Annotated in this window: 14 protein-coding genes; 1 reads left to right on the top strand and 13 read right to left on the bottom strand. The window is 64.3% G+C overall.

Going from position 1 to position 13,757, the window contains the following annotated elements; all coding sequences use genetic code 11:
• Positions 1-97: 97 nt before the first annotated feature.
• The 9 genes from QDT69_RS35055 to QDT69_RS35015 all read right to left on the bottom strand — a co-directional run bounded on the left by QDT69_RS35055 (position 98) and on the right by QDT69_RS35015 (position 10,705).
• Entirely contained in the window at positions 98-1,090 is a 993-nt protein-coding gene (locus QDT69_RS35055) for a dipeptide ABC transporter ATP-binding protein (RefSeq protein ID WP_279711029.1), read from the bottom strand.
• A complete protein-coding gene (locus QDT69_RS35050) occupies positions 1,087-2,100 on the bottom strand; it encodes an ABC transporter ATP-binding protein (protein ID WP_279711028.1) in 1,014 nt (337 codons plus the stop codon). Before QDT69_RS35050 ends, QDT69_RS35055 begins: the two co-directional genes overlap by 4 nt.
• Positions 2,100-2,993 carry an ABC transporter permease gene (locus tag QDT69_RS35045; RefSeq protein ID WP_279711027.1) on the bottom strand — a complete coding sequence of 298 codons (894 nt, stop codon included), beginning with the start codon at positions 2,991-2,993 and terminating at the stop codon, positions 2,100-2,102. Before QDT69_RS35045 ends, QDT69_RS35050 begins: the two co-directional genes overlap by 1 nt.
• A gap of 61 nt (positions 2,994-3,054) precedes the next feature.
• Positions 3,055-4,002, bottom strand: a complete 948-nt coding sequence (locus QDT69_RS35040) for an ABC transporter permease (RefSeq protein ID WP_074129975.1) — start codon at positions 4,000-4,002, stop codon at positions 3,055-3,057.
• Positions 4,003-4,229: 227 nt separating this feature from the next.
• The gene (locus QDT69_RS35035; RefSeq protein WP_279711026.1) at positions 4,230-5,825 is read right to left on the bottom strand and encodes an ABC transporter substrate-binding protein; all 1,596 of its coding nucleotides are present in this window, start codon (positions 5,823-5,825) and stop codon (positions 4,230-4,232) included.
• 348 nt (positions 5,826-6,173) lie between these two features.
• Positions 6,174-7,061, bottom strand: a complete 888-nt coding sequence (locus QDT69_RS35030; protein WP_279711025.1) for a TauD/TfdA family dioxygenase — start codon at positions 7,059-7,061, stop codon at positions 6,174-6,176.
• Between the two features lie 79 nt (positions 7,062-7,140).
• On the bottom strand, positions 7,141-7,878 hold the full coding sequence (locus tag QDT69_RS35025; protein WP_279711024.1) for a DUF2270 domain-containing protein: 738 nt from the start codon (positions 7,876-7,878) through the stop codon (positions 7,141-7,143).
• Between the two features lie 82 nt (positions 7,879-7,960).
• On the bottom strand, positions 7,961-9,511 hold the full coding sequence (locus tag QDT69_RS35020) for an AMP-binding protein (protein ID WP_279711023.1): 1,551 nt from the start codon (positions 9,509-9,511) through the stop codon (positions 7,961-7,963).
• A gap of 39 nt (positions 9,512-9,550) precedes the next feature.
• Positions 9,551-10,705: an iron-containing alcohol dehydrogenase gene (locus tag QDT69_RS35015; protein ID WP_279711022.1), complete on the bottom strand. Its 1,155-nt coding sequence runs from the start codon at positions 10,703-10,705 to the stop codon at positions 9,551-9,553.
• A 415-nt stretch (positions 10,706-11,120) separates the two neighbouring features.
• Between QDT69_RS35015 and QDT69_RS35010 the strand changes: the two genes are divergently transcribed.
• On the top strand, positions 11,121-11,423 hold the full coding sequence (locus QDT69_RS35010; protein ID WP_279711021.1) for a hypothetical protein: 303 nt from the start codon (positions 11,121-11,123) through the stop codon (positions 11,421-11,423).
• On the opposite strand, the gene QDT69_RS35005 is transcribed toward QDT69_RS35010, so the two are convergent.
• The 4 genes from QDT69_RS35005 to QDT69_RS34990 all read right to left on the bottom strand — a co-directional run bounded on the left by QDT69_RS35005 (position 11,405) and on the right by QDT69_RS34990 (position 13,553).
• A complete protein-coding gene (locus QDT69_RS35005; RefSeq protein ID WP_279711020.1) occupies positions 11,405-11,881 on the bottom strand; it encodes a GNAT family N-acetyltransferase in 477 nt (158 codons plus the stop codon). The two genes, QDT69_RS35010 and QDT69_RS35005, sit on opposite strands and share 19 nt — an antisense overlap.
• A gap of 88 nt (positions 11,882-11,969) precedes the next feature.
• A complete protein-coding gene (locus QDT69_RS35000) occupies positions 11,970-12,503 on the bottom strand; it encodes a tail fiber protein (protein WP_279711019.1) in 534 nt (177 codons plus the stop codon).
• A 12-nt stretch (positions 12,504-12,515) separates the two neighbouring features.
• Positions 12,516-13,010 carry a tail fiber protein gene (locus QDT69_RS34995; RefSeq protein WP_279711018.1) on the bottom strand — a complete coding sequence of 165 codons (495 nt, stop codon included), beginning with the start codon at positions 13,008-13,010 and terminating at the stop codon, positions 12,516-12,518.
• Between the two features lie 42 nt (positions 13,011-13,052).
• Complete coding sequence (locus QDT69_RS34990; RefSeq protein ID WP_279711017.1) at positions 13,053-13,553, bottom strand: tail fiber protein; 501 nt, start codon at positions 13,551-13,553, stop codon at positions 13,053-13,055.
• Between the last annotated feature and the right edge of the window lie 204 nt (positions 13,554-13,757).

The raw sequence follows: 13,757 nt of genomic DNA, 5'->3' as shown, positions 1-13,757 counted from the left end.
AACCACGAATGTTGGTTGGCGGCACGATCTCTGGCCGCTTGCCCGTTTCCATGGCCGCGGCGTATGGGTCCCGGCCTTCGCCGGGACGACGGCTGAGTTACTCGTCGCGCCCCGTTCCGTCATTCAGCCAGCACGCCACCTGATGCCCCGCGCCCGCCGCCTGCAGCGCGGGGCGTTCGGTCTTGCAGCGATCGATCGCATAGCGGCAGCGGGTGTGGAAGGCGCATCCCGAGGGTGGGTTGATCGGGCTCGGCACGTCGCCGTCGATCAGTGGCGCGGAGCGCCTGGCCTTGGGATCGGCGATCGGCACCGAGGCGAGCAGCGCTTGCGTATAGGGGTGGCGCGGGTTGGCGAACAGCTCGTGCTTGTCGGCGATCTCGACGATGCGACCGAGATACATCACCGCGACGCGGTGGCTGATATGGGCGACAACCGCGAGATCATGCGCGATGAACAGGTAAGAGAAATTTTGCTTGCGCTGCAGGTCGATCAAAAGATTGATCACCTGCGCCTGGATTGAGACGTCGAGCGCGGAGACCGGTTCGTCGCAGACGATCAGCCGCGGCCCGAGCGAGAGCGCGCGGGCGATGCAGATGCGCTGGCGCTGCCCGCCGGAGAACTGGTGCGGAAAATTCTTCATCTGGTCCGGCCGGAGGCCGACCTGCTGGAACAGCTCTGCGACGCGCTCCTGCTTCTTCGCGCCGGTCGCGATGCCGTGCACGCTTAACGGCTCGCCGACGATGTCGCCCGCCGTCATGCGCGGGTTGAGTGAGGCGAACGGATCCTGGAACACGATCTGCATCGAGCGGCGGTAGGGCCGCAGCGCGGTCTTGCTGAGCGGCGCGATATCCTCGCCGTCGAGCTTGATGGCGCCGCTGGTCGGCTCGACCAGCCGCAGCACGGTGCGCGCCACCGTCGACTTGCCGCAACCGGATTCGCCGACCAGGCCGAGCGTCTCGCCGGCGCCGAGTGAGAAGCTGACGCCGTCGACCGCATGCACGGTGCCGACCTGGCGACGCAGCACGCCGCCGCGCACCGCGTAGTGCTTGACCAGATCGGTGACTTCGAGGAGCGGGCGTTGCTCGGTCATGACGCCTCCGCCAGCTCGCCGGCGCGCCAGCATGCCGCCCAGTGGTTGCTCTTGACCTCGTCGAGCGGTGGATATTCCTGGCGGCAGCGGTCGACCGCGAGCTTGCAACGCGGCGCGAAGGCACAGCCGGGCGGCAGCCTGGTCAGCGACGGCACCATGCCAGGGATTTCGACCAGCCGCACGTCGGCCTTCGCGTCGGGCGAGGGCACCGCGGGGATCGAGGCCATCAGCCCGCGGGTGTAGGGATGCAACGGCGTCTCGAACAGCGACTCGACCGTCGCCTCCTCGACCTTCTTGCCGGCATACATCACGATCACGCGCTGTGCGGTCTGCGCGACGACGCCGAGGTCATGGGTGATCAGGATCAGCCCGGTGCCGAGCCGCTGCTGTAGATCGACGATCAGCGACAGGATCTGCGCCTGGATGGTGACGTCGAGCGCCGTGGTCGGCTCGTCGGCGATCAGCAGCGCCGGCCGGCACGCCAGCGCCATCGCGATCATCGCGCGCTGGCGCATGCCGCCGGAGAGCTGATGCGGATATTCCTGCGCGCGGCGCTCCGGCTCGGGGATACGCACCAGCCGCAGCATGTCGACGGCCTGTTTCCAGGCCTCCCTGCTGCTCACCTTCTGATGCAGCCGCACCGCTTCGATGATCTGGTCGCCGATCCGCATCACCGGATTGAGCGAGGTCATCGGCTCCTGGAAGATCATCGAGATGCGGTTGCCCCTGATGGCGCGCATCGCGGCATCGTCGAGCTTCAGGAGGTCGGTGCCTTCGAGCGTCACCGAGCCGCCGACGATACGGCCGGGCGGATCGGGCACCAGCCGCATGATCGAGAGCGCGCTGACGCTCTTGCCGCAGCCGGATTCGCCGACGATCGCCAGCGTCTCGCCGCGACGGACCGAGAACGAGACGTCGTCGACCGCGCGGAACAGGCCGGAGTTGGTGAAGAACACCGTCTGCAGGTTCTTCACGTCGAGAACCGTCTCTGCCGGAAGTGCCTCGCTCATCAGCCGCGCTGCCTCGGATCGAGAATGTCGCGCAGCGCGTCGCCGAACAGATTGGTGCCGAACACCGCGAGGCTGATCGCAATGCCGGGGAAGATCACCAGCCACGGCGCGGTGCGGACATATTCTGCGGCGGATTCCGACAGCATGCGGCCCCAGGACGGATAGGGCTCGGGGATACCGAGGCCGAGGAACGACAGCGACGCCTCGGTCAGGATGGTCGAGCCGAGCTGCGCGGTGGCGAGCACGATCAACGGCGCGATGGTGTTCGGCAGCACGTGCCGCAGCGCGATCCGCATCTCGCTCATGCCAATCGATTTGGCGGCTTCGACGAACGGCTGCTCTCGCAGCGCCAGCGTGTTGGCGCGGATCACGCGGGCGACGGTCGGGATCAGGGGAATGGCGATCGCGAGGATCACGTTCGGCAGAGAGGGCCCGAGTGCCGCGGTCATCACAAGCGCAAGCACCAGCAGCGGCAGTGATTGCAGGATGTCGGTCACCCGCTGGAACACGAGATCGACCCAGCCGGAGAGATAGCCGGAGGCGAGGCCTACGATCACGCCGAGCGTGGCGCCAAGTGTCGTGGAGCCGATGCCGACTGCAAGCGAAATCCTCGCGCCATGGATGATGCGGCTCCAGACGTCGCGGCCGAAGGAATCGGTGCCGAACCAGTGCAGCATCGAGGGCGCGGCGAGCCGGTGCGCTGAATCGACGGTGAGCGGATCGTAGCGGCTGATGACGTCGGCGAAGATCGCGGTCAACACGAACAGCAGCATGATGATCAGGCCGATCGTGCCGAGCACATGGCGCTGCGCAAGGAACGCGAGCCGTCCCCAGCCGCCGGTGGCGTTGGCCCCGGCGCGCCGCAGTTCACTATCGAAGTTGATCGTCGCCATCGGGCCTCTTTAGTTGAGCATGATCTTGTCGGAAAACCGGTTCCCACTTTTCCGGATCATGCTAGTCCCCGAACCGGATGCGCGGATCGATTGCCGCATAGAGCATGTCGACGATGAAATTGACCACCACCACGACGACGGCAATGAACATCACGAGGTTCTGCACGATCGGGTAGTCGCGCCAGCGCAGCGCCTCGACCAGGAAGCGGGCGATGCCGGGAATGTTGAATACGGTCTCGGTGACGATCAGGCCACCGATCAGGAACGCGGCCTCGATGCCGATCACGGTGATGACCGGCAGCACGGCGTTCTTCAGCGCGTGGTGATAGTTCACCGAGGCCTCGGAGGCGCCCTTGGCGCGCGCGGTGCGGATATAGTCCTGGCGCAGGATCTCCAGCATCGAGGAGCGGGTGATGCGCATGGTCAGCGCCGCGCTGCGGAAGCCGACCGCCATCGCCGGCACCGCATAGATGGTCAACGCCTCGAGCCAGGTCTTCGGATTCGGATTGAAGATCGGCATGGTGCCGAACAGCGACACCGAGGCCATCAGGATCAAAAGGCCGAGCCAGAACGATGGCAGCGACAGGCCGCTGAGGCTGACGACCCGCAGCGCATAATCGAGCTTCGAGCCCTGGTGCACGGCGCTGATGACGCCGAGCGGGATGCCGATCGAGGCGGAGAACAGCAGCGCCAGCCCCGCCAGCCGCGCGGTGATCGGGATCCGCGGCAGGATCTCCTCCAGCGCCGGCTTCTCCGAGACATAGGAATAGCCGAGATCGCCGTGCAGCAGGCCGCCGATCCAGTGCAGATACTGGATCACGATCGGCTGGCTCAGGCCGAGCTCGCGTTCGAGATTGGCCTTGTCGGCGGGGTCGACGAAGCCCGCCGCATCGAACAGGATGTCGACGATGTTGCCGGGAACGACGCGCAGCAGCACGAAGATGATGACCGAGATCCCGAACAGGGTCACGAGCATCAGGAACAGCCGCCGCACGATATAGGCAAACACCTTGGCTCTCTCCTTTCGTCGGTGTGCTACCGAACGATGCTTATGAGAATTTGCATAGGCGAGGTCTTCACCTCTTCCCGGCGGGGAGAGGTCGGCGCGAAGCGCCGAGTGAGGGGGCGCAGGTCCCACGTTAGGGCGTGACCCCTCACCCGCGCCTTCGCCGCGACCTCTCCCGATGGGAGAGGTGAAGTCTTGAGCAGCCCAGCTCTCATCCGATCTGTACCTGCCTATTTATCCAGCCAGACGTCTTCGTAACGATAGCCGTTATAGGAGCTGTTGGACATGATCGTGACATTCTTCACGTAAGGCTTCCAGCAGGTGCCGGTTCGGGCATGGAAGATGATCGGCCGCGCGACGTCTTCCTGCAGCTTCTTGTCGATCTCCCAGACCAGCTTCTTGCGCTTGTCGGGGTTGGTCTCTTCGGATTGCTGGTCGAACAGCTTCTCGATGTCCTTGTTGCAGTAATTAGTGTAGTTGCGCTCGGAGCCGCAGGCATAGTTCTCGTAGAATGACTGATCGGGCTCGTCGACGGCGTTGCCGGTCAGGTTGAGGCCGAGCGAATAGTCCTTGCGGGCGATCTTCGGGAACCACTGCGCGGTGTCGACGACGTCGAGCTCGGCGTCGATATAGATGCTCTTGATCTGGTCGATCAGGATGATCGCGGGATCGCGGTAGACCGCGATGTTGCGGGTCGACACCTTGATCTGCAGGTGCTTGTCCGGGCCATAGCCCGCCTTCTGCATCAGCTTGCGCGCTTCCTCGCGGTTCTTCTCGACGTCGGGGCCGTAGCCGGGAATGGATTCCAGCATGTCCTTCGGCATCGCCCACAGGCCGGCGGGCGCGGGCTCCATGGTGCCGCCGATGTCGCCTTGGCCCTCGAACATGATCTGGATGAACGCCTTGCGATCGAGCGCCAGCGCCAGCGCGCGGCGGATGTCGAGATTGTCGAACGGCGGGGCGGTCGAATTGACGATGATGTTGGTGGAGACGTTGTTCGGCTCCACCACACAGACCGCTGTTGGGTCCTGCGACTGGACGTCCTTGAGCAGCGGTATCGAGACCTCGGTCGGGAACGTCATGTCGAACTTGCCCGAGACGAAGCCGAGGATCGCCGTCGAGCGGTTCGGGATGATGGTGAGCTCGATGCCGTCGAGATAGGGCAGGCCCTTCTTGAAGTAGTCAGGGTTCTTGGTGAGCTTGATCGATTCGTTGGCCTTGAACTCGACGAACTTGAACGGGCCGGTACCAACAGGCTTGGTGCGCATCTCCGCCGGCGACACATGGCACGGATAGACCGGCGAATAACCCGAGGCAAGCAGCGACAACAGCGCCGGCTGCGGTCGCTTCAGCTTGAACGACGCCTCATAGTCGCTGTTGATGGTGACCTCGTCGACCTGGTCGTACCAGGACTTGCGCGGGTTCTGCCGGAACTTCTGCTGCGATTTGCCCATCAGCATGTCGAAGGTGCATTTGACGTCGGCCGCGGTGAACGGCTTGCCGTCATGCCACTTTACGTCCGTGCGCAGCTTGAAGGTCAGTGTCTTGTTGTCGCCGCTCCAGGCCCAGCTTTCGGCAAGCTCGGGCCGGATCGTGCTGCTGCTGTTCTGGGCGATGTGCTGGTCGAAGATGACGAGATTGTTGAAGATCGGCATGAACGGAACGTTCAGCGAATAGGTCGCGCCCTCGTGGATCGAGGCGCTGCCTGGACTGTCGCGATGATAGATTTTGAAGACGCCGCCGGATTTCGGCTCGGCTGCGCGTGATACGTCACAGATGGTCAACACAGACAACACCGCAACGGCCAGCGCTTGCACGCTCCGCATGGTCCCCTCCCGCATGTCGGTCTCAATGGCCGATTGGCATCGACGATACCACGGTGAGGCTGCCGGGCAACCGGCGAGGGTCGCGCGGGGATTGGCAATTCGGATGACGCGAGTGCATCAAAATATCCGCCGACCGGGAATAATGGCTGCGATTGCGGGGAACTCCGGTTGTTTTGCTATGCAGTGGCGCATCTCCGCTTGAATTCGCCAAAGTGTGCGGCGTGGAGTATCTCGCAATCAGCGACAGTTTGTCGCCGATATGGATCAGCGCATCCTAATTCTCTCCGTCATCCTGAGGCTCGCTGCGCTCGCACCTCAGGATGACGGTATGATGAGAACATTCGCGCGTTACTCCGCCGCCTGCGACGTCGGTGGGCTGACGCTCGCGACACCATCCGCATCGGTCGCCGAGATCGTGGTGCGGATCATCAGGCGGCCTTCGTGCGCCGGCCAGGGGCGGCCGCGATGCATGGTGGCTCGGTTGTCCCACATCACGACGTCGCCCTGCTTCCATTGATGCAGATAGCTGACGCCGGGCGCGGTCGCAGCGTCGGTCAGCTGTTCGATCAGCGCCTTGCCGGTATCGGCATCCATACCCTCGACGCCATAGGCATGGGAGGCGAGATACAGCGCGCCGCGGCCGTTGACGGGGTTGCGCCACACCATGCGCCAGCACACCGGCGGCAATGCGTCGACTTCCTCCGTCGTTGCGAGGCCGGCGGCGACCTTGCTGCGCGAATGCGCGTAGGAGTGCCAGGCGAACGAGTTCTCGAGCCGCTTCGCCGTGTCCTTGTCGAGCCGCTCGAAGGCAAGCCGCATCGAGACGAATTCGGTCTCGCCGCCATGCTCGGGGATGATGCGCGCCGACAGGATCGAGGTCAGTGCAGGCACGCGCTTGAAGGAGGAGTCGGTGTGCCAGAGCTGGTTGGCCTTGGCGCGCAACTGCTGCCGATGGTCCGACGGAACCACCTTGCCGTCGGGCCCGAAGGTCGAGAGGATCACGAAATGCGAGCCGGTGCCCATCGAGCCGACCTTGGTCGTCTCGGGCGGCCCGAAGCGGCGCGAGAACGCGAGCTGGATGTCGTCGGTGACCTCTTGGCCGCGGAACACCAGCACCGAGTGTTCCTCGAACGCCGCGCGCACCGCCGCATAGGCGGTATCGCTGGCGGCAACATCTGACAGCGTGACGCCGCGCAATTCGGCTCCGAATCCCTCGCGCAGTGGGATCACTTCCATCGGCAGGTCCTCCCTGATCTTTCTTGTTGAAGCGAGGTTAGGGGAAAAGCCCGCCACCGGCAACGCGACCTGCAGCACCTTACCCCATTGCGATCAGATTGTGCCGCGTGCGCCGATCGGCGACCTCGATACGCTGCGTGACGAGGGCGAACACCGCCCAGCTCGAATGGAAGGCGACGCCGGCCAGCACCACGATGACCCCGGGAATCGGCCCGATCGCGGCGCGGTCCCAGATGTCGCTCAACGTGGTCAACGGCAGCGGATGGATCGCCAGCTTGCCGTAATAGGCGATGGCCTGGATCGCGAAGATCCAGCCGTAGGTGCGGCGCAACCGCCGGCCGACCGCACGGGCAAAGCTGATGTGATAGCTGGGGCGGCGATAGTCGTTGGCCAGCAGCTCGGTCCAGGCCGCATTTGGTGATGGGTCTTCGCCGCGGATCATCGGCGCGTAGAAATCGGTTTCGAGCAATCGGGCGCGGGCGCGCCAAACGTTGAAGTAGCGGTAGCGCCGCGCCTCGAACAGCAGGAAGACCGTCACCAGCAGGCCGACCAGCACCATCGGCAGAGGCGAGGCCTCCGCGTTGCTGTAGGTCGCCGACAGTGCGATCCCGGTGGTGACAACGGCCCAGTTGGTCGAGCTGTCGAGGCGGGTGCGCCAGACCGTGCTGCGGTAGACCTCGCCACGATAGAGATGGGCGAGCGCACCGATCTCGGCGGCAGTGAATTCGAGCCTGCCGGCCTCTGCCGGCTTCGGCTCGCGCGGCTGGGGCGATGGCATGGCGGCCTCCGGCGAAGCTGGCTTGCGATCGCAGAGCATAACGCCAAATCCGCGCGAGGAGCGAGTCCGTTGCGCTGCAGCTAGCCCGGCCGGATCAGCGCCGTGAGCCGCATCGCTTGGCTCAGACGATCCGCGAGGTCTTGTTGCCCCAATAGCGGTCGCGCAGCAGGCGCTTGTAGAGTTTTCCGGTCGGCAGCCGCGGCAGCTCGGCCTCGAAATCCACCGAGCGCGGCACCTTCTGACGCGACAGCGAGCTTGCGCAGAAGGCGATCAGCTCCTCGGCCAGCTCCGGCCCCGGCGCGATGCCCTCGGCCGGCTGCACCACCGCCTTCACCTCCTCGCCGAGATCGACATTGGGCACGCCGAACACCGCGGCGTCGGCGACCTTGGGATGGGTGATCAGCAGGTTCTCGCATTCCTGCGGATAGATGTTCACGCCGCCGGAAATGATCATGAAGGTGGCGCGATCGGTGAGATAGAGGAAGTTGTCGTCGTCGACATAGCCGACGTCGCCGACCGTGCTCATGCTGCCGTCGGCCGAGCGCGCCTCGCTGGTCTTGGCCGGATCGTTGTAATATTCGAATGGCGTGGCGGTCTTGAACCACACGGTGCCCGGCGTTCCCTTCGGACAGGGCTGCATGTTCTCGTCGAGGATATGCAGATCGCCGAGCAGCACTCTGCCGACGGTGCCGCGATGCGCCAGCCATTCCGCGCTGTTGCAGGCGGTGAAGCCGAGGCCCTCGGTCGCGCCGTAATATTCGTGGATGATCGGGCCCCACCATTTGATCATGTCGTCCTTGACCAGCGCCGGGCAGGGCGCGGCGGCATGGATCGCGATCTCGAGCGTCGACAGATCGTAGCGGGTGCGCACCTCCTCGGGCAGCTTCAGCAGGCGCGAGAACATCGTCGGCACCAGCTGGCTGTGGGTGATGCCCCATTTCTCGACCAGCTGGAGATAGCGTTCGGGATCGAAGCTCTCCATGATGACGACGGTGCCGCCCATCCGGATGGTGAGATTGACCGCGGCCTGCGGCGCCGAGTGATAGAGCGGTGCCGGCGAGAGGTAGACCATGCCCTCGCGGTAGTGCCAGAGCTTGGTCAGGAAATCGAACAGCGGCAGGTTCTGCGACGGCGGCTGCTCGGGCAGCGGCCGCACGATGCCCTTGGGCCGGCCGGTCGTGCCGGACGAATAGAGCATCGCGGTGCCGGCATATTCGTCCGCGATCGGCGTCGACGGCAGACCCGCGGTGGCTTCTCTCAGCCCGACGATGCGATCACTTTCACTATCGCCGTCGACCACGATGCAAAGCTCGACCTGCGGGCACTCCTTCAGCGCCTCGCGCGCGATGTCGAGCTTCAGCTTCGAGGTGATCAGGATCCGCGACTGGCTGTTGGTCAGGATGTAGGCGAGCTCACCCGCGGTGAGGTAGGAATTGACGCAGGTGTAATAGAGCCCCGCGCGCTCGCCGGCGCCGCAAGCCTCGAGGTAGCGGTTGTTGTTCTCCATGAAGATCGAATAGTGGTCGAGCCGCTTCATGCCGCGGTTGCGGAACAGATGGGCGAGACGGTTGTTGCGCGCCTCGAGCTCGCGATAGGTAACGATCTCGCCGGTCCCGGCCATGATGAAGGCGGGTTGCAGCGGGCGCAGGTAAGCATGCTTGCCGGTGTACATTGAGCTTTATTTCCCCCTCACTCGCGACTCGATTTTGTTCTAGGCGGCCATCACCAGAATCTCGCGGACCTGGGATGGACCGTCGATCTTGCGCGGATTGCGCGGCACCCAGGGCGTGCGCATCGCGCCCGCTGCGATGCGGTCGAAATGTTCGGCGCCGACCTGCACCTCCTTGAGGCTGCGCGGCATGCCGAGGTCGCGGATGAGGCGGTCGAGCACGTCGCCGGCGTCCGCGCCCGGATGGCCCATCGCGGCCGCGACCAGCGCCTGCCGGTCGGCATTGTCGCGCTTGTTCCAACGCATCACCGCCGGCAGCATCACGCATGAGGTGTAGCCGTGCGGCACGTCGAACTCGGCGCCGAGCACGTAGCCGATGCCGTGGCTTGCGCCCATCGGCACGCCCGAGGCGAGCGGGCCTGTCGAGAGCCAGGTGCCGATCTGGCAATCCATCCGCGCCGAAATATCCTTCGGGTTTGCCTTCACCCGCGGCAGGCCGGTCGCCAGCATCTCGAGCCCCTTGATCGCCTGCGCGTCGCCGTAAGGATGCGCCTCGCGCGAGCAGATGCCCTCGACGCAATGATCGACCGCGCGGATGCCGGTCGACAGGAACAGCCAGTCCGGCGTGTGCACCGACAGCTCCGGATCGAGGATGGTGGCGCGCGGCATCACCAGGGGATGGCGCAGCATCTCCTTCTGCCGCTTGGCCTCGTTGGTGACGCCAGCGATCGACGAGAACTCGCCGCCCGCGATCGTGGTCGGCACGCTGATCTGACGCACGGCCGGCGGATTCATCTCGGGCGAGACGCCGCCACGGGTGCGGATCGCGTCGATGCCGTCGGATGTCGTGACATTGTTGGCGAGGCAGAGCTGCACCGCCTTGGCGCCATCGGTGATCGAGCCGCCGCCGATGGTGACGATCAGATCGGCCTTCGCATCACGCGCCTGTTCCGTCGCCGCGATGACCGCGGCACGCGGCGTGTGCGCCGGCATCTTGTCGAAGGTGCCGATGCAGCGGGCGCCGAGCGCCTCGCGGATCTTTTCGATCTCATCGGTCTCGCGGTTCAGCGTGCCCGATACCATCAGGAAGGCGCGCTGTGCGCCCAACCGGTCCAGTTGCTCGACGATGGCCTCACGGGCGGGCCGCCCGAACACGACCTCGTCCATGGCGCCGAATACGACACGGCCTCGATGCACGCGCCTCTCCCTCAAAATGCTCCGCCTTGCCGGCGGTGGCTTGGGCGGAGGTTAGCGGAGGAAAGCGGGGCCGTCATCAGTCCTTGGGCCGGTGGTTTGGCAGGGTCGTGCCGCTTGTTCTGCTGTCATCACCAGCGAAGGCGGGTGATCCAGTATTCCAGAGACGGTCGTTATTGAACCGATGGGCCGCGGCGTACTGGATCGCCCGGTCAAGCCGGGCGATGACGGATGAAAATGGGATACAGCTTCGCATTCTCGCGACATGATCTGTCCGAGTCTTGCGTTTACTTGCCCCGCTCTTGGAACAGAGGGTGCAGAGAGAGCAGCTCCGGAATGACCGCGAGAGAGCGCGGCAGAAACCTTGACCGCATCGTCGCGGCGTGTGTTACACGTCGGCAGCAACAGGGACGTGCGCATGTCATCCACCGTCGATCTCGCAAAGCTGCATATTGATGACTTCACGCCGCACCAGCATGCCGGGTTCGAGATGCAGGCGGCGGATCGCGTCGTCGATTTGAAGCTCGCCAAGGTCGAGCCCGCGGGCAACAGCGGCCGGCCGGGTGGCGCGTTCTCTCTGCTGTTCGTGGGGCCGAAGGGCGCATGGCTGCCGCAGGCGATCTATCCGGTGCGGCATCCCGCGCTCGGCGTGATCGAGATCTTCCTGGTACCGATCGGCCCGCTCGGCGACGGCAACGGCTATCAGGCGATCTTCACCTGACGCTCGGTTCCTCCGGCTGCGCGCCAGCGCATCAGGTCGTAGACGCCCTTGTCTTCCTCGGTGACGAAGCCAAGCCGACGGTAAAGCCGCATCGCCGGGTTGAGCTTCTCGACATGGATCGAGACGTCCTTGCCGGCGGCGTCAGCCTCGTCCATCGCATCGCGCAGCAACGCCTCGCCATAGCCTTTGCCGCGATGCGCCGGCATGAAGGCGATGTCGATGATGCGGTGCTGGCTCGGCCAGCGCTCGATGTAGAACCGGCCGATGTCCTCAGCGCCATGGGTGATCACCAGCCAGTCGGAGTTCGGATAGTATTGTTGATAGTGTGTGTGCTGGGCGCGGAATTGCTGCTCGAGGAATGCCGCCTTGTCCGCCTCGCTCCACGGCACCACCGCCAACTCCTCGGCACGCGTCGAAGCATAGAGCCGGCCGAGGAACGGCAGGTCTGCCTCTGACATCCGACGAAAGCCGCAACCGGCTTCGGCCGCACGCACCCAACCGAACGCGGGCATGCCAGTGGCGGGAACGTGGAGCGTCAAGGCGATCTCAGCTCCGTGGCGGATACACGCCCTGCAGCGCGATGCAGAAGTTCAAGGTGAGGTAAGGCTGCATGTTGTTGTGTGGGAGGCTTCCGCCCGTCATGCCGATCATGGCGACGTTCATCTGAACCAGGGTTGGTGCCGGGCTCGCGGGCACATAGGCGAAGGCGTTGGCCGACTTGCCCAGGATGCGGCTCGGGCTGGGCACCTGGATGTCGGCAACGTCCTGGGTGCCGACGTTCACGAGATGGTTGTGAGACGGTATTTCGCTTTGCAGCAGCGTCACATTGGGAGTGCCGGTGGTCTCCCCGAGGTCGTACAGCGACAGCCCCGGGCCCTGTCCGGGCGCCACTGCGGCGTTGCCCTGCATGTTGGGCAGCGCGAAGTTCGACTTGCCGTCACCGCCATAGGTGGTGCCGAGCAGCGAGAACAGCGCCGTATTCTGCGAGAGCGGCAAGATCTGACCGGCGCAGAAGGCCCAGCCCTTGGGGGCAAAGTTGAACGGAAAGATGCGGATTTCCGCGACGAAGGGATCGGCCATGTTGTCGCGCTCCTAGGTCTGGCTCGGGAAAATGCCGAACAGCGAAATGATGAAGGTGACGCAGAGGAGCGGCTGCAGATTCTCGTGCGGCTGGCTTCCGCCGGTATTCGTCAGCATACCGCTTGCCATCGGGCCATCGGGCGGCTGGCCGTCGATGTATATGGCGATGGTGCCGGACACCTGATCGAGGACATTTCCTTGCGGGTTCTGCCCGGTGCCGGTCTGCGTCGAGGCGACGAAGGCGTGCGAATGCTGCGGGATGGTCTGCGTCGTGAGCGTTACGGTCTCGACGCCGCCCGTCTCCCCGATGTTGTAGCTCGTGCCGCTGCTGGCAGTGCCCATGTGAATCGGCACGCGGCCACGCAGATCGGGTACTTGGAAGGTCGACTGGCCGTCGCCGCCATAGGTGGTGCCGATCAGATTGAAGAGCGTCTCGTATTCGGAAATCGCCAACAGGCTGCCATCGCAGAATTGCCATCCCGCCGGGGCAAAACTGCCGCCGAACATACGGATCTCGCCTACATAAGGTTGTGCCATCGGCGCTTCTCGTCAGGTCTGCGAGGGGAAAATACCCTGGAGGGCAATGCTGAAATTGATCGTCAGGAACGGCTGCATGTTCTGATGGGGCTGGCTGCCGCCGACATTGCCCACGGTCAGGGGATTGAGCGTGGTGATGTTGGTCGTCGACGTGCTGTAGCCGTTGTTGAAGGCGCCGAGATAGGCGCCCGCATCGATCGGCTGGGTACCGTTGCTGTTGGTGGCGTTGGCCAGATGATTGTGCTGCGCCATCTCGCTGATGGTGAGCGTGTGGCCCTCCTCACCGCCGCGTTGGCCGAGCGTGTAGCCATTGCCCGTACTGATCGGCACCCGGCCCTGCAGGTCGGGCAGACCAAAATTGACGCGCCCGTCGCCGCCATAGGTGGTGCCCAGCAACGAGAACAGCGCCTGATTCTGATTGATCGGGAGCAACTGGCCGTTGCAGAACGCCCAGCCCTTGGGCGGAAAGTTGAACGACATCATGCGGACTTCGGAAAGAAACGGATCGGCCATCGGTCCTCCGCGAATAAGTCGTACGATTTGTGAAAAATGCGAGACAATGAATGCAGCGTTGATACGCTGAGCACGATAGCGTGTTTTATGCCAAGTGCAACCTCAACGATTGTCGGGCCTTTGTGAATTTTTTGTTTGGCGCGCGATCTTCCGCGTCGTTATTCCGACGCGGAAGATCGCTATCGTTCTCGGCTCGAATGCGTT

The organism is Bradyrhizobium sp. CER78 (assembly GCF_029846235.1).
GTDB lineage: Bacteria > Pseudomonadota > Alphaproteobacteria > Rhizobiales > Xanthobacteraceae > Bradyrhizobium.
The sequence above is the reverse complement of the archived record's forward strand: the minus strand, read 5'-3'. Positions and strand labels throughout refer to the sequence as shown.

Bases quoted from the DNA above. Each gene is read 5' to 3' on its own strand.
- QDT69_RS35000 (WP_279711019.1), bottom strand. From the start codon at position 12,503: ATGGCCGATCCCTTCGTCGCGGAAATCCGCATCTTTCCGTTCAACTTT.
- QDT69_RS35050 (WP_279711028.1), bottom strand. From the start codon at position 2,100: ATGAGCGAGGCACTTCCGGCAGAGACGGTTCTCGACGTGAAGAACCTG.
- QDT69_RS34995 (WP_279711018.1), bottom strand. From the start codon at position 13,010: ATGTTCGGCGGCAGTTTTGCCCCGGCGGGATGGCAATTCTGCGATGGC.
- QDT69_RS35005 (WP_279711020.1), bottom strand. From the start codon at position 11,881: ATGTCAGAGGCAGACCTGCCGTTCCTCGGCCGGCTCTATGCTTCGACG.
- QDT69_RS35045 (WP_279711027.1), bottom strand. From the start codon at position 2,993: ATGGCGACGATCAACTTCGATAGTGAACTGCGGCGCGCCGGGGCCAAC.
- QDT69_RS35030 (WP_279711025.1), bottom strand. From the start codon at position 7,061: ATGGAAGTGATCCCACTGCGCGAGGGATTCGGAGCCGAATTGCGCGGC.
- QDT69_RS35025 (WP_279711024.1), bottom strand. From the start codon at position 7,878: ATGCTCTGCGATCGCAAGCCAGCTTCGCCGGAGGCCGCCATGCCATCG.
- QDT69_RS34990 (WP_279711017.1), bottom strand. From the start codon at position 13,553: ATGGCCGATCCGTTTCTTTCCGAAGTCCGCATGATGTCGTTCAACTTT.
- QDT69_RS35020 (WP_279711023.1), bottom strand. From the start codon at position 9,511: ATGTACACCGGCAAGCATGCTTACCTGCGCCCGCTGCAACCCGCCTTC.
- QDT69_RS35010 (WP_279711021.1), top strand. From the start codon at position 11,121: ATGTCATCCACCGTCGATCTCGCAAAGCTGCATATTGATGACTTCACG.
- QDT69_RS35035 (WP_279711026.1), bottom strand. From the start codon at position 5,825: ATGCGGAGCGTGCAAGCGCTGGCCGTTGCGGTGTTGTCTGTGTTGACC.
- QDT69_RS35055 (WP_279711029.1), bottom strand. From the start codon at position 1,090: ATGACCGAGCAACGCCCGCTCCTCGAAGTCACCGATCTGGTCAAGCAC.